The 13,979-nt window shown below is 71.7% G+C and carries 13 protein-coding genes (1 of these 13 running past the window's edge); 9 read left to right on the top strand and 4 right to left on the bottom strand.

Translation table 11 applies throughout. The features are described 5' to 3' along the window. Nucleotides 1-6: 6 nt before the first annotated feature. Nucleotides 7-645 carry a glutathione S-transferase family protein gene (locus FK498_RS03165; protein WP_141851445.1) on the top strand — a complete coding sequence of 213 codons (639 nt, stop codon included), beginning with the start codon at nt 7-9 and terminating at the stop codon, nt 643-645. A 105-nt stretch (nt 646-750) separates the two neighbouring features. Here FK498_RS03165 and FK498_RS03160 read toward each other — a convergent pair whose 3' ends face one another. Beyond that, a complete protein-coding gene (locus FK498_RS03160) occupies nt 751-1,761 on the bottom strand; it encodes a 2-hydroxyacid dehydrogenase (RefSeq protein ID WP_141851443.1) in 1,011 nt (336 codons plus the stop codon). 101 nt (nt 1,762-1,862) lie between these two features. Here FK498_RS03160 and FK498_RS03155 point away from each other — a divergent pair, with 101 nt between their 5' ends. From FK498_RS03155 to FK498_RS03125, 7 genes are all read left to right on the top strand, one after another. Then, nucleotides 1,863-2,450: a LysE family translocator gene (locus tag FK498_RS03155; RefSeq protein WP_141851441.1), complete on the top strand. Its 588-nt coding sequence runs from the start codon at nt 1,863-1,865 to the stop codon at nt 2,448-2,450. A 55-nt stretch (nt 2,451-2,505) separates the two neighbouring features. Then, entirely contained in the window at nt 2,506-3,675 is a 1,170-nt protein-coding gene (locus FK498_RS03150; protein WP_141851439.1) for an acyl-CoA dehydrogenase family protein, read from the top strand. A 140-nt stretch (nt 3,676-3,815) separates the two neighbouring features. Then, nucleotides 3,816-4,937, top strand: coding sequence for a CaiB/BaiF CoA-transferase family protein (locus FK498_RS03145; protein ID WP_141851437.1), 1,122 nt, complete (start codon nt 3,816-3,818; stop codon nt 4,935-4,937). A gap of 57 nt (nt 4,938-4,994) precedes the next feature. Next, entirely contained in the window at nt 4,995-6,233 is a 1,239-nt protein-coding gene (gene hisS / locus FK498_RS03140; RefSeq protein WP_141851435.1) for a histidine--tRNA ligase, read from the top strand. Then, entirely contained in the window at nt 6,230-7,303 is a 1,074-nt protein-coding gene (gene prfA / locus FK498_RS03135) for a peptide chain release factor 1 (RefSeq protein ID WP_141851433.1), read from the top strand. Before hisS ends, prfA begins: the two co-directional genes overlap by 4 nt. Continuing rightward, nucleotides 7,300-8,184, top strand: a complete 885-nt coding sequence (gene prmC / locus FK498_RS03130) for a peptide chain release factor N(5)-glutamine methyltransferase (RefSeq protein WP_141851430.1) — start codon at nt 7,300-7,302, stop codon at nt 8,182-8,184. Before prfA ends, prmC begins: the two co-directional genes overlap by 4 nt. Nucleotides 8,185-8,333: 149 nt before the next feature. Further along, entirely contained in the window at nt 8,334-8,765 is a 432-nt protein-coding gene (locus tag FK498_RS03125; protein WP_237560818.1) for a DUF4167 domain-containing protein, read from the top strand. A 10-nt stretch (nt 8,766-8,775) separates the two neighbouring features. Here FK498_RS03125 and FK498_RS03120 read toward each other — a convergent pair whose 3' ends face one another. Both FK498_RS03120 and FK498_RS03115 read right to left on the bottom strand, forming a co-directional pair. Then, nucleotides 8,776-9,267 carry a GNAT family N-acetyltransferase gene (locus FK498_RS03120; RefSeq protein ID WP_141851428.1) on the bottom strand — a complete coding sequence of 164 codons (492 nt, stop codon included), beginning with the start codon at nt 9,265-9,267 and terminating at the stop codon, nt 8,776-8,778. Further along, nucleotides 9,264-10,028, bottom strand: a complete 765-nt coding sequence (locus FK498_RS03115; RefSeq protein WP_141851426.1) for an MOSC domain-containing protein — start codon at nt 10,026-10,028, stop codon at nt 9,264-9,266. The genes FK498_RS03120 and FK498_RS03115 overlap by 4 nt, the downstream gene beginning before the upstream one ends. A 121-nt stretch (nt 10,029-10,149) precedes the next feature. On the opposite strand from FK498_RS03115, the gene clpB reads away from it, so the two are divergent. Beyond that, nucleotides 10,150-12,732 carry an ATP-dependent chaperone ClpB gene (clpB, locus tag FK498_RS03110; RefSeq protein ID WP_141851424.1) on the top strand — a complete coding sequence of 861 codons (2,583 nt, stop codon included), beginning with the start codon at nt 10,150-10,152 and terminating at the stop codon, nt 12,730-12,732. 38 nt (nt 12,733-12,770) lie between these two features. Here clpB and FK498_RS03105 read toward each other — a convergent pair whose 3' ends face one another. Further along, nucleotides 12,771-13,979: the 3' portion of a M23 family metallopeptidase gene (locus FK498_RS03105; RefSeq protein WP_161988292.1), read on the bottom strand. Its footprint extends 51 nt past the window's final position; 1,209 of the gene's 1,260 nt are visible here — the last part of the coding sequence; the start codon falls outside the window, past its right edge; its stop codon occupies nt 12,771-12,773.

Genomic DNA, 13,979 nt, shown 5'->3' with positions numbered 1-13,979 from the left:
GCGGCGATGAGCGGCGACCTTGTTCTCTACACCAACCCGATGTCGCGCGGGCGCATCGCGCGCTGGATGCTGGAGGAGATCGGCCGGCCCTATCGCACCGAGATCCTGGAGTACGGCACGACCATGAAGGCGAGCGCCTATCTGGGCCTCAACCCGATGGGCAAGGTGCCGACGCTCCGCCACGGCGAGGTCGTCGTCACCGAGGCCGCCGCGATCTGCGCCTATCTCGCCGACGCCTTCCCCGAGGCCGGCCTCGCCCCCGCGGTCGGCAGCCCGCTGCGCGGCCCCTACTACCGCTGGCTGTTCTTCGCCGCCGGGCCGGTGGAGCACGCCGCCGTCAACAAGGCGCTCGGCTTCATCGTGCCGGAGGAGCGGCGCGGCATGGCCGGCTACGGCAGCTTCGACGATGTCGTCACCGTGCTGGACGGGCTCGTCTCGCAGCACGACTTCGTGCTCGGCGCGACCTTCAGCGCGGTCGATGTCTATCTCGGCTCGCAGATCGGCTGGGGCATGCGCTTCGGCACCTTCCCGCGCCTGCCGACCTTCGAGCGCTACTGGGAACGCGTCAGCACGCGGCCCGCCGCCGTGCGCGCACGCGAGATCGACGACGCGCTGGCGGCGGAGCGCGAGGCCGGGAAGGGGTGACGGGATCGCCTTCACCCTGACCCTCTCCGGCCGGCGCGCGAGAGGGAACCCCGTCGCCGCGGCGTGGCCTCCTCCACGCCGCCAGCGAAGGCGAGGACGGCCGCGTCAGCCGCGCGTGCCTGCCACCGTCACCGCGTTCTCCAGTGCGGCGCCGCGCGCGAAGGCGGTGATGTTCGCAAGCGTCGTGTCGGCGATGTTCTCCAGCGCCTCGCGCGTGAAGAAGGCCTGGTGGCCGGTGACCAGCACGTTCGGGAACATCATCAGGCGCTGCAGGACGTCGTCCTGGATGATCTCGTTCGAGAGGTCCTCGAAGAACAGGTCGGCCTCCTGCTCGTAGACGTCGATCGCGAGGCCGCCGAGCCGGCCCGACTTCAGCGCCTCGATCGCGGCTTCCGAATCGAGGAGCGCCCCGCGCGAGGTGTTCACCACCAGCGCGCCGCGCCGCATGCGCGCGAACGCCGCCGCGTCGAGCAGGTGGTGCGTCCCGGGCGTCAGCGGGCAGTGCAGCGTGACGATGTCGCTCGCCGCGATCGCCTCCTCCGGCGCGGCGTAGCGCACGCCGAGGGAGGCGAGCGTCTCGTCCGGACACGGGTCGGAGGCGAGCACGTGGCAGCCGAAGCCGGCGCGCAGGATGCGCGCGACGATCGCGCCGATCCGGCCCGTGCCGACCACGCCGACGGTCTTGCCATGGAGGTCGAAGCCGAGCAGTCCGTCGAGCGCGAAGTTGTTGTCGCGGGTGCGCTGATAGGCGCGGTGGATGTGGCGGACCAGCGACAGCATCAGCCCGACCGTGAACTCGGCGACTGCGTGCGGCGAGTAGGCCGGGACGCGCGCCACCGTGATGCCGTGACGTTCGGCGGCGGCGAGATCGACGTTGTTGAACCCGGCGCAGCGCAGCGCGATCAGCCGCACTCCCCCCTGCGCCAGCCGCGCGATCACCGGCGCGTCCGCCTCGTCGTTGACGAACAGGCAGACCGCCGGGAAGCCGTGGGCGAGCGCGGCGGTCTGCGCCGACAGCCGCGGCTCGAGGTAGGTGATCTCATGGCCGTGCGGCGCGTTGCGCTCCTCGAAGCTGCGGCGGTCATAGGGTTTGGCGCTGAACATCGCCACGCGCATGGGCTGCCCCTCCCGATCTGACGGCGGCGCAACCCTCGCATGCCGCGCGGGCGGTCGCGCAACCGCTGACAATGTCAGCGCCACTGACCCATCATCCCGGCATGGACACGTTGCCGGCGCTTGCGGCCTTCGCCTTCGCGACCTCGGTCACGCCCGGGCCGAACGTGATCATGGTCGCGGCCTCGGCGGCCAATCACGGCGTGCGCGCGACCCTGCCGCACATGGCCGGCATCACGATCGGCTTCCCGGTGATGATCGTGCTGGTCGGACTCGGCCTCGCCGGTCCGTTCGCCGCGAACCCCGACCTGCACACCGCCCTCAAATGGATCGGCGCGGCCTGGATCGTCTGGCTCGCCTGGAAGATCGCGCGCGCCGGCGCGCCGGGCGAGGGCGCGCGCAGGCCGCCGCTCGGCTTCCTCGGCGCCGCGGCGTTCCAGTGGGTCAACCCGAAGGCCTGGCTGCTGGCGCTCGCCGCGATCCCGGCCTTCACCCGGCCGGGCGGCGACCTCGTGACCGAGACGCTGGTGATCGCCGCCGTGTTCCTCCTGGTCTCGCCGCCTTCGGTCGGGTTCTGGGCCGTCGTCGGCGCCGGCGCGGGGCGCATCCTGCGCTCGCCGGCGCAGCTCCGCGCCTTCAACGTCACCATGGCCATCCTGCTGGTGCTCTCTCTGGTGCCGGCCCTGGTCTGACCTCGCCTTGCCCGACCTCGCGCGCGGGGCTATCAGCCGAGGCGGAGGTGACGCCATGGACCAGACGCTCGCCCGACAGGACACCTGGGCCGATCTGCGCGGCGAGGTCGCCAAGCTCTGTGCGCAGTTCCCCGGCGAGTACTGGCGCAAGCTCGACGCCGAGCGGGGCTACCCGACGGAGTTCGTCCGCGCGCTCACCGAGGCCGGCTACCTCGCCGCGCTGATCCCCGAGGAGTACGGCGGTGCGGGCCTGCCGCTTTCGGCGGCCGCGGCGATCCTCGAGACCATCCAGGAGCAGGGCTGCAACGGGGCGGCCTGCCACGCGCAGATGTACATCATGGGGACCGTGCTGCGGCACGGCTCGGCTGAACAGAAGCAGCGCTACCTGCCGAAGATTGCCTCCGGCGAGCTCAGGCTCCAGGCCTTCGGCGTCACCGAGCCCACCTCTGGCACCGACACGACCTCGCTCCGCACCACGGCGCGGCGCGAGGGCGACCGGTGGATCGTCAACGGCCAGAAGGTCTGGACCTCGCGCGCGGAACATTCGGATCTGATGCTGCTGCTCGCGCGCACCACGCCGCGTGAGCAGGTGAAGAAGAAGACGGAGGGACTCTCCACCTTCCTCGTCGACATGAAGGCCGTGCTCGGCAAGGGGCTGACGATCCGCCCGATCCGCACCATGATGAACCACAACTCCTGCGAGGTGTTCTTCGACAACATGGCGATCCCGGCCGACAGCCTCGTGGGCGAGGAGGGCAAGGGGTTCCGCTACATCCTCGACGGCATGAACGCCGAACGGCTCTTGATCGCCGCCGAGTGCATCGGCGACGCCAAGTGGTTCATCGCCAAGGCGGTGGCCTATGCGAAGGAGCGGCGCGTGTTCGGCCGGCCGATCGGCCAGAACCAGGGCATCCAGTTCCCCATCGCGCGCGCCTATGCCCAGATGCGCGCCGCCGAGCTGATGGTGCGCGAGGGCTGCGAGAAGTTCGAGGCCGGGCTGAACTGCGGCGCCGAGGCGAACATGGCGAAGATGCTGGCCGCCGAGGCGTCCTGGGCCGCGGCCGAGATGTGCGTGCAGACGCATGGCGGCTTCGGCTTCGCCGAGGAGTACGACGTCGAGCGGAAGTTCCGCGAGACGCGGCTCTATCAGGTCGCGCCGATCAGCACCAACCTCATCCTGTCCTATCTTGCGGAGCACGTGCTCGGCTTGCCCAGAAGCTACTGACGGAAAGGAGGCGGGGGGCCGCAAGGCCCCCCGCGCCCCCCGGGAGGGCGTCGCTCCCGTTGGTCGCGACACGGGCCCGACCAACGGGAGGGCCCCCCCGCGGGCGGGTGCGGGGGGCGGCGTGGTCCCCCCGCAACACGATGAACCCTCTCGAAGGCCTGCTCGTCCTCTCCCTGGAACAAGCCGTCGCGGCACCGTTCCTGTCCTGCAAGCTCGCCGACGCCGGCGCGCGCGTGATCAAGCTCGAGCGCCCCGAGGGCGACTTCGCGCGCGGCTACGACGATTACGCCAGGGGGCTCTCGAGCTACTTCGTCTGGCTCAACCGCGGCAAGGAGTCGCTCGTCGCCGACATCAAGAACCCCGACGACGCGGCGCTGCTGCACCGCATCCTCGCCCGCGCCGACGTCTTCATCCAGAACCTCGCCCCCGGCGCGGCTGCGCGCGCGGGCTTCGGTTCGGCAAGCCTGCGCGAACGCTACCCGCGCCTGATCACCGTGGACATCTCCGGCTACGGCGAGGAGGGCGAGTACGCGACGATGAAGGCCTACGACCTCCTCGTGCAGGCCGAGAGCGGGCTCTGCTCGGTCACCGGGCATCCCGCCGGACCGGGGCGGGTTGGCGTCTCGGTCTGCGACATCGCCTGCGGCATGGCGGCCTATGCCGGCGTGCTCGAGGCGCTGATCCGGCGCGGCATCACCGGCAAGGGGGCGGGGCTCGCCGTCAGCCTGTTCGACGGCATGGCCGACTGGATGAACGTGCCGCTGCTCACCTACGAGGGGGCGGGCAGGGCGCCGGCGCGCGTCGGCCTCGCCCATCCCTCGATCTGCCCCTACGGCGCCTTCGCGCTCGCCGACGGGTCGCTCGTGCTGATCTCGATCCAGAACGAGCGCGAATGGGCCAATCTCTGCACCCACGTGCTGCGCGAGCCCGACCTGCCGCAGCGTCCGGGCTTCGAGACGAACGTGATCCGCGTGAGGAACCGTGCCGAGGTCGACGGCCATATCGGCGCGATCTTCGCCACACTCTCGCGCGAGGAGGCGCGCGCGCGGCTCGACCGGGGGGCGATCGCCTACGGCTTCGTCAACGAGGTCTCGGATCTGGCCAGGCACCCGGCGCTGCGGCGGATCGAAGTCGCCACGCCGAACGGGCCCGTGCGTTACGCCGCCCCGCCGGTGCGCTGGGCCGACGGCGCGCGGATGCCGGGGGCGGTCCCGGCGATCGGCGAGCACTCGGCGAAGATCCGCGCCGAGTTCGCCGCGTAGCGTTCGCCCCGTCCCTCGCCCTTGACACCGGCTTCGCCCTCACCCCATCCGGGCCCCATGAACGCCCTGCAACCCATCCGCGGCACCCGCGACCTGATCGGCGAGGAGATGCGCCGCCACCGCCACGTGGCCGAGACCGCGCGCCGGATCGCCGAGCTCTGGGGCTTCGAGGAATGGCAGACGCCGGTGATCGAGGACACCCGCGTCTTCACCCGCTCGCTCGGCGACACCTCCGACGTCGTCACGAAGGAGATGTACACCTTCGAGGACCGCGGCGGGGAAAGCATCACGCTCCGCCCCGAGAACACCGCAGGCGTGTGCCGCGCCCTCGTTTCCAACGGGCTGACCCAGTCGCTGCCGCAGAAGGTGTTCTACGCCGGGCCGATGTTCCGCTACGAGCGGCCGCAGAAGGGCCGCTACCGCCAGTTCCACCAGATCGGGATCGAGACGGTCGGGGCCGCCGAGCCGCTCGCCGACGCCGAAGCGATCGCCTGCGGCCAGGCGATCCTGAAGGCGCTCGGCGTGATCGAGGGCACCACGCTCGAGATCAACACGCTGGGCGACCGCGAGAGCCGCACCACCTACCGCTCGGCGCTGGTCGCCTTCCTCTCCGCCCATGAGGCGAAGCTCTCGCCCGACAGCCGCGCGCGGCTGCACCGCAATCCGCTGCGCGTGCTCGACAGCAAGGACGCGACCGATCGCGCCATCGTCGCGGATGCGCCGGACATCTTCCCCTACCTGACCGAGACCGCACGCGCACACTGGGAGGCGCTGCAGCGCCATCTCGTGACCTTCGGCGTGCCGTTCCGGGTGAACCCGCGCATCGTGCGCGGGCTCGACTACTACTGCCACACCGCGTTCGAGTTCGTGACCGACCGGCTGGGCGCACAGGGCACCGTCATGGCGGGCGGCCGCTACGACGGCTTGGTCGAGGAGATGGGCGGCCCGCCCACCCCGGCGGTCGGCTGGGCGGCGGGGATCGAGCGGCTCGCCATGCTCACCGGCGCGGTGCCGCCGCCCGCGCCGCCGGTGGCCGTCATCCCGATCGGCGAGGCGGCGGAGGAGGCGGCGATCCGGGTGCTCACCGCGCTGCGTGAAGCCGGCATCCGCGCCGAGATGGCGTTCCGCGGCACCCTCAAGCGCCGCATGGAGCGCGCGAACAGGATCGGCGCGCGCGCCGCCGTGATCCTGGGCGACAGCGAGCGCGCCGCCGGGATCGCACAGGTGAAGGATCTCGCGACCGGCGAGCAGCAGGCCGTGCCGATCGCCGAGCTGCCGGCGCGTCTCCGACGATGAGCGAGGGCTTCGCCCGTCGCCTCGATCGCGTGCTGGCGCGCGCGGAGGAACTGCGCGCCAGGCTCGCCGAGGGGCTGGACGGCGCGGCCTATGTCGCCGCCTCGCGCGAGCTGGCCGAGATCGAGGCGGTGGCGGACCAGGTCGCGGCGCTGCGCCGCGCCGAGCGCGAGCTCGCCGAGGCACGCGCGATGGCCGCTGACGCGGCCGCCGATCCCGAACTCCGACGGATGGCCGAGGAGGAGGCGGCTGCGCTCGCCGAGCGCGTCGCCGTCCTCGACCGCGCGGTGCGCGTCGCCCTCCTGCCGAAGGACGAGGCGGACCGCCGCAACGCCATCCTGGAGGTGCGCGCCGGTACCGGCGGCGACGAGGCGGCGCTGTTCGCGGCCGACCTCTTCGCGATGTATCGCCGCTACGCCGAGAGCCGCGGCTGGCGCTTCGAGGTGCTGGACATCTCCGAGAACGACCTCGGCGGCTACCGCGAGGCGGTCGCCGAGATCACCGGCACGGACGTGTTCGCGCGGCTGAAATACGAGAGCGGCGTGCACCGGGTGCAGCGCGTGCCGGTGACCGAGAGCCAGGGGCGCATCCACACCTCCACCGCGACGGTCGCTGTGCTGCCCGAGGCGGAGGAGGTCGATGTGCAGGTGAACGATGCCGATCTGCGCATCGACGTGTTCCGCGCCTCGGGTGCCGGCGGTCAGCACGTGAACAAGACCGAGAGCGCGGTGCGCATCACCCACCTGCCCACCGGCATCGTGGTCGCCTGCCAGGACGAGAAGAGCCAGCACAAGAACCGCGCGCGCGCGATGAAGATCCTGCGCGCCAAGCTCTACGAGCGCGAGCGCCAGGCCAGGGCTTCGGCGCGCTCGGATCTCCGCCGCAGCCAGGTCGGCACCGGCGACCGCTCCGAGCGCATCCGCACCTACAACGTGCCGCAGGGCCGCGTGACCGACCACCGCATCGGGCTCACGCTGCACAAGATCGACCGCATCCTCGCCGGCGAGCTCGACGAGCTGATCGATGCGCTGACCGCCGAGGATCAGGCCGCGCTGCTTGCGGCAGGGGCATGAATCCCACGATCGGGGGGCTGCTCTGCGAGGCCGGTGCGATCCTGCGCGCGGCGGGCATCGAGGAGCCGCGGCGGGAGGCACGGCTTCTGCTGGGCCATGTGCTGGGCCGCGCGCCCGGCCTGCTGACCATCGAGGCGGCCGCGCCGGTCGGCGCGGCGGACGCCGGGCGTTTCCGCGCCCTGGTCGCGCGCCGTGCGGCGCGCGAGCCGGCCGCGCACCTGACCGGCAGGCGCGGCTTCTGGACGCTCGACCTTGCCGTCACGCCGGATGTGCTGGTGCCGCGCCCCGAGAGCGAGACGCTGATCGAGGCGGCCCTGGACGCACTGCCGGACCGTTCCGCAGTGCGACGCGTGCTCGACCTCGGCACCGGCTCCGGGGCGCTGCTGCTCGCCGCGCTCGGCGAGTTCCCGGCCGCGATCGGGGTCGGGATCGACCTCTCGGCCGCCGCGCTCGCGGTCGCCCGCGCCAACGCCGCCCGCTGCGGTCTCGCCGAGCGGGCGCTGTTCCTGTGCGGCGACTGGTCGGCCGCGCTCGGCGGCGGCTTCGATCTCGTGCTGGCGAATCCGCCCTATGTCGCGACCGCCGACATCGCCACCCTCGATCCCGAGGTGCGCGACCACGATCCTCGTGCGGCCCTCGACGGCGGGCCGGATGGGCTTGCGGCCTATCGTGCGATTCTCGCGGATCTGCCCCGTCTCCTCGACCGTTCGGGGCTGGCCGTGATCGAGCTCGGTGCCGGCCAGGCGGCGGATGTCGCGGGACTCGCCCGGACCGCCGGGCTGGCGACCGTGGAATTGCGGCAGGATTTGGGCGGAATCCCGCGTGCGATCGCGCTCCGGCACGCGGAAAAAACGGTTGGCGAGCCGCGGTCCGCGGACTAGGGTGCGCGTGAGCTCGCGTGCGGGGGTGCGTCGCCGGATCGGCCTTCAGGGGCATCCGGTCACGCGGGCAGGTCGCCGGAAGGGCGGCAAGGGGTCCGGCTCGAGCCGGGCTGAGACGCTGCGACAACAACGGCAGACGTGAAGACGACATGAACCTCAAGCGCATGCGCGGTCGCGGCCATCACCAGGGCGGCCGTCACCAGCACCGCCATCAGCCGATGAACCGGAACCACGTGTTCGACTCGAACGGTCCGGATGTCCGGCTGCGCGGCACGGCCCAGCAGCTGTTCGAGAAGTACCTGCAGCTCGGTCGCGACGCGACCTCGGGCGGGGATCGGGTGATGGCCGAGAGCTACTTCCAGCACGCCGAGCACTACTTCCGCATCCTCAACGCCATGCAGCAGATGCAGGGGCAGCAGCCCCAGCAGCCGCGGCGCGTGAACGGCTACGAGGCGGAGGGCGACGCGGTCGAGGCGGCCGTGGAGCAGGCGATGAACGGCCATGGCGACGGGGCGAACGGCGCCGCCCAGCCCGTGCCGGGCGAGGGGGAGCAGCCGAAGCCGATCGCCGGCGCCGAGTAGCCCGGGCGGCTCAGGCGAGCCGCTTCACGAGATAGGTGACGGTCTTGCCGCGATCCGCGAGGGCGGCGCTGCCGATCGGGGCGAAGCCCAGGGCGGCGTGGAACGCATCCGAGGCCGGGTTCGGCGGGTCGCTGTTCACCTCCGCCACGACCGCGTCGTGGCCGCAGGCGCGCGCCTCCGCGAAGATCCGCGCGTAGAGCGCGCGGGCAAGCCCCCGGCCGCGCGCGCTGGCAGCGACCACGATCCTGTCCACATAGACGAAGCGCTCGAACCTCTCCTTGAACCAGCGGAAGTTCGAGCTGTCATAGGCCGTGTCCTGGTCGAAGGCGATCAGGAACGCCTCGGCCGGCGGCACGACCCAGGCCGCGAAGGCCATTCCCGTCAGCGCGGCGAGCCGGTCGCGCGTCAGCGACGACAGCTCGACCTCGTGGGCGCGGTTCAGGCGCAGCACCGCATCGAGATCGCCGGAGTGGATCGGCCGGATTGGCGGGATCGGCGTCATTCCTCGTCCTCGCGCAGCATGATCGCATCGCCGACGGCGACGCGCCCGCCGGCCTCCACGCGCGCATAGACGCCGAGATCGATGTGGCCGAAGGCTTGGCGCAGACCCGCCACCGGGTCGCAGTCGCGCCGTGCCGTCACCGGATTGACCTCGGTCGCGGCGCAGCGTGGGATCCGCTTCGTGACGGTCAGGGTGGCGGCACCGACTTCGATCCGGCGCCCGAGCCAGCCGAACTCGGCCCAGGCCGGCGCTCCGGAAAAGTAGACGTTCGCCCGGAACCGCAGCGGGTCGAGGCTGCGGCCCATCGCCCGTTCCAGCTCGGCGAGCGAGGCGAGGTTGATCAGGGAGACCACCTTGTTGCGGTGATCCGAGAAGCTGTGGCCGTCGGCAACGACGAAGCGTGGCGCCCCGCGCGCCTCGTCGCCGAGGAACGTCGCGAGCCACGTCGCGATCGCTGCCCGCCCTTCGGCGGTGGCGGTGTCGCCGGCGAAGGGCGGCCCGCCCGGCGCATGGATCAACAGCACGCCCTTGCGCTCGTCCCACGAGGCGTGCAGGGCGGCGATGCGCTCGTTCACCATCAGGCAGGCGAAGTGCCGCTTCTGCAGCCATTCGGGCGCGGCCTCGTCGAACGGCGCGTCGCCCTGGGCGAGCGCGAACTTGCGGTCCCCGGGGACGGTCTCGCCCGGGTCGAGACGGGTCTCGGCCAGCGCCTCGGCCGTGAGCCCCTTCACCGGGTAGCGGTAGATGTGCTCGATGCGCACGCGCCTCTCCCTCGGATGCCCTTGAGCCCGATCAAGGCACGACCCATCTGCTTGGGGCAACGGTCGCCCTGGTCGCCTGCGGGGGCCTGGGCGGCCGGTCGCCTCAGAGAGGGACAGGCACATGGATATCGAGAAGTTCACCGAGCGCGCCAGGGGCTTCATCCAGGCCGCGCAGACCATCGCGATCCGCGAGTATCACCAGCGGATCGCTCCCGAGCACCTGCTGAAGGCGCTGCTGGACGATCCCGAGGGAGCCGCCTCCGGTCTGATCCGGGCGGCGGGCGGCGATCCGGCGCGTGCGAAGGCCGCGGTCGACGCGGCCGTGCAGCGCCTGCCCAAGGTGTCGGGCTCCGGGGCCGGCCAGCCGATGATCACGCCGGAACTGGTGCGCGTGCTGGACGCCGCACAGCAGGCGGCGCTCAAGGCGGGCGACGAGTTCGTGGCACAGGATCGGCTGCTGGTGGCGCTCGCCGCCGACCCGGGTGCGGCGGGTGCCGCGCTGAAGGCGGCCGGCGTCACCGCGCAGGCGCTCGACAAAGCGGTGGCCGACATCCGCAAGGGCCGCAAGGTCACCTCGCAGGGCGCGGAGGACACCTTCGATGCCCTGAAGAAGTACGCGCGCGACATCACCCAGCTCGCGCGCGAGGGCAAGCTCGACCCGGTGATCGGCCGCGACGAGGAGATCCGCCGCGTCGTCCAGGTGCTGGCGCGCCGCACGAAGAACAACCCCGTGCTGATCGGCGAGCCCGGCGTCGGCAAGACGGCGATCGTCGAAGGGCTCGCCTTGCGCATCGTCAACGGCGACGTGCCCGAGGCGCTGAAGGGCAAGCGGGTGCTGGCGCTCGACCTCGGCGCGCTGGTCGCAGGCGCGAAGTTCCGCGGCGAGTTCGAGGAGCGGCTGAAGGCCGTGCTGGCCGAGATCGAATCCGCCGCCGGCGAGATCGTGCTGTTCATCGACGAGATGCACGTGCTGGTGGGCGCGGGCAAGGCCGAGGGTGCGATGGACGCCTCGAACCTGCTCAAGCCGGCCCTCGCCCGCGGCGAGCTCCACTGCATCGGCGCGACCACGCTCGACGAGTACCGCAAGCACGTCGAGAAGGATGCGGCGCTTGCGCGCCGCTTCCAGCCGGTGTTCGTGGGCGAGCCCTCGGTCGAGGACACGATCTCGATCCTGCGCGGCATCAAGGACAAGTACGAGACGCATCACGGCGTGCGCATCTCGGACTCCGCGCTGGTCGCCGCCGCGACGCTGTCGAACCGCTACATCACCGACCGCTTCCTGCCCGACAAGGCGATCGACCTGGTGGACGAGGCGGCTTCGCGCCTGCGCATGCAGGTGGACAGCAAGCCCGAGGAGCTTGACGAGCTCGATCGGCGGCTGATCCAGCTCAAGATCGAGCGCGAGGCGCTGAGGAAGGAGGAGGATCCGGCCTCGAAGGACCGGCTTGCGCGGCTCGAGCGCGAGATCGTTGAGCTCGAGGAGAAGTCGAACGCGCTCACCGCAGAATGGCAGGCCGAGAAGGCGCGCGTCACCGAGACCAAGGAGCTGAAGGAGAAGCTCGACCGCGCGCGGGCCGAGATGGAGATCGCGCAGCGCAAGGGCGACCTCACGCGCGCCTCGGAGCTGCGCTACGGCATCATTCCGGATCTCGAGAAGCGGATCGCCGCCGCTGCGCAGGAGGGCCACCTCGTCAACGAGTCGGTGACCGAGGAGCACATCGCCCAGGTGGTGAGCCGCTGGACCGGTATCCCGGTCGACAAGATGCTGGAGGGCGAGCGCACCAAGCTGCTCGCGATGGAGGAGAAGCTGAGGAGCCGCGTGGTCGGCCAGGACGAGGCGCTGGTCGCGGTCGCGAACGCGGTCCGGCGCGCGCGTGCGGGGCTGCAGGACCCGAACCGGCCGATCGGCTCGTTCCTGTTCCTCGGCCCCACCGGTGTGGGCAAGACCGAGCTCTGCAAGGCGCTCGCCGAGTTCCTGTTCGACGACGAGCGGGCGATGGTGCGCATCGACATGTCGGAGTACATGGAGAAGCATGCCGTCAGCCGCCTGATCGGCGCCCCGCCCGGCTATGTCGGCTACGAGGAGGGCGGCGCGCTGACGGAAGCCGTGCGTCGCCGTCCCTACCAGGTGATCCTGTTCGACGAGGTCGAGAAGGCGCACGAGGACGTCTTCAACGTGCTGCTGCAGGTGCTCGATGACGGGCGGCTGACCGACGGCCAGGGACGGACCGTGGATTTCCGCAACACCATCATCGTGCTGACCTCGAATCTGGGCTCGGATATCCTCGCCGCGCAGCGCGAGGACGAGGACGTCGATCTCGTGCGCGGCCAGGTGATGGCGGTGGTGCGCACCCGCTTCCGCCCCGAGTTCCTCAACCGGCTGGACGAGATCATCCTGTTCCGCCGGCTGGGGCGGGCGCAGATGGCGGCGATCGTCGAGATCCAGCTCCGTCGCCTGCGCGCGCTGCTGGCCGAGCGCAAGATCACGCTCGAGCTCGACGACAGCGCCAAGGCGTGGCTCGCCGAGGCCGGCTACGACCCGACCTACGGCGCGCGGCCGCTCAAGCGGGTGATCCAGCGGTCGCTGCAGAACCCGCTCGCCACCATGCTGCTCGAGGGCACGATCCGCGAGGGCGAGACCGTGCGCGTCTCGGCGATGGGCGACGGGCTCGCGATCAACGGCAGGCTCGCGGAAGCGGCGTGAGGGCAGGGGGGGCGGCGCCGAGCCGCCCCCGGTCGCTGTCACTCCGCGGCGGCGAGTTCCGCCACGCCGGCGAGGGCCGCGAACTGGCGGTCGATGCGGGCGCGCTCGGCCCGGAACGCTGCAAGCTCGCGGCCCTGCAGGTTGCGTCCGGCGAGCGTGCGGATCGAGGCCGGGTTGACCGCGACGCTGTTGCGGTGCACCTCGTAGTGCAGGTGCGGCCCGGTGCTCAGCCCGGTCGAGCCGACCCGGCCGATCACCTGGCCCTGGCGCACGCGCGTGCCCGGGCGGATGCTGCCCGGAATGGCCGAGAGATGCGCGTAGAGCGTCGAGAAGCCGCCGCCGTGGCGCAGGATCACCGTCCGTCCGTAGTCGCCGCGCCAGCCGGCGAAGGCGACCGTGCCGTCGCCCGCGGCGTAGACCGGCGTGCCGGTCGGCGCGGCGAAGTCGACGCCGCGATGCATCCGGCTGTAGCCGAGGATCGGGTGGCGGCGCATGCCGAATCCGGAACTGACGCGCGCCGCGTCCAGCGGCGTGCGCAGCAGCGCGCGGCGCACCGATTCGCCCCTCTCGTCGAACCAGTCGGACGATTCGCCTGCGGGCGCGTGGCGCCAGATGCGGAGCACGCGGTCGCGCAGGCGGAGTTCGGCATAGAGTCCCTGGCCATGCTGGATCAGCGCGCCTTCGGGATCGCGAAACCGTTCGAACATCACGGCGAAGCGGTCGCCGGGCTGCAGGTCGCGCTGGAAGTCGACCGCGTGGCTGAAGGCGCGGATCAGCCCCATGATCAGGGCCGGCGGCACCTCGGCTGCGGCCATGGCCTCGTAGAGGCTGGAGGAGATCTCACCCTCGGCGCGCACGAGGTGCCGGACCTGCTCGGTCTCCTGGAGCGTGGCGCGATACGTTCCGGCCTCGGTGCGGGTTGCCAGGATGCGCCGTGTCGTGTCCGGGAGGATCTCGACCGTCCGGGCGCGGGTCGGATCGAGCGGGTCGGGTGCCACGACGATCTCCTGGCCGGGACGCAGCGCGCGCGCCGGCAGATGGTCGGCGATGGCGGCGGCCAGGGCATGCACCTCCGTCGGCGCAAGGCCGACATCCGTCAGCAGGGCCATGAGCGTGTCGCCGCGTTCGACCACGACCACGATGGGGGATGGCGGTGCGTGCTGTTCGATCGTCTCTTCGCTGCTGGCGAGGGCAGGATCGGGAAGCAGCCCGCCGGTGTCGTCACGGGCGAGGGTGGCGGTGCCGAG

Origin of the sequence: Elioraea sp. Yellowstone (assembly GCF_006704265.1) — a bacterium.
Taxonomy (GTDB): domain Bacteria; phylum Pseudomonadota; class Alphaproteobacteria; order Acetobacterales; family Acetobacteraceae; genus Elioraea.
Note: the sequence above shows the minus strand (reverse complement) of the source record. Positions and strands in the feature narration are given on the sequence as shown.

What these genes read in the sequence shown, in the direction of transcription:
- FK498_RS03165 (WP_141851445.1), top strand. Translation starts at nt 7, where the DNA reads ATGAGCGGCGACCTTGTTCTCTACACCAACCCGATGTCGCGCGGGCGC.
- FK498_RS03160 (WP_141851443.1), bottom strand. Translation starts at nt 1,761, where the DNA reads ATGCGCGTGGCGATGTTCAGCGCCAAACCCTATGACCGCCGCAGCTTC.
- FK498_RS03155 (WP_141851441.1), top strand. Translation starts at nt 1,863, where the DNA reads ATGGACACGTTGCCGGCGCTTGCGGCCTTCGCCTTCGCGACCTCGGTC.
- FK498_RS03150 (WP_141851439.1), top strand. Translation starts at nt 2,506, where the DNA reads ATGGACCAGACGCTCGCCCGACAGGACACCTGGGCCGATCTGCGCGGC.
- FK498_RS03145 (WP_141851437.1), top strand. Translation starts at nt 3,816, where the DNA reads ATGAACCCTCTCGAAGGCCTGCTCGTCCTCTCCCTGGAACAAGCCGTC.
- hisS (WP_141851435.1), top strand. Translation starts at nt 4,995, where the DNA reads ATGAACGCCCTGCAACCCATCCGCGGCACCCGCGACCTGATCGGCGAG.
- prfA (WP_141851433.1), top strand. Translation starts at nt 6,230, where the DNA reads ATGAGCGAGGGCTTCGCCCGTCGCCTCGATCGCGTGCTGGCGCGCGCG.
- prmC (WP_141851430.1), top strand. Translation starts at nt 7,300, where the DNA reads ATGAATCCCACGATCGGGGGGCTGCTCTGCGAGGCCGGTGCGATCCTG.
- FK498_RS03125 (WP_237560818.1), top strand. Translation starts at nt 8,334, where the DNA reads ATGAACCTCAAGCGCATGCGCGGTCGCGGCCATCACCAGGGCGGCCGT.
- FK498_RS03120 (WP_141851428.1), bottom strand. Translation starts at nt 9,267, where the DNA reads ATGACGCCGATCCCGCCAATCCGGCCGATCCACTCCGGCGATCTCGAT.
- clpB (WP_141851424.1), top strand. Translation starts at nt 10,150, where the DNA reads ATGGATATCGAGAAGTTCACCGAGCGCGCCAGGGGCTTCATCCAGGCC.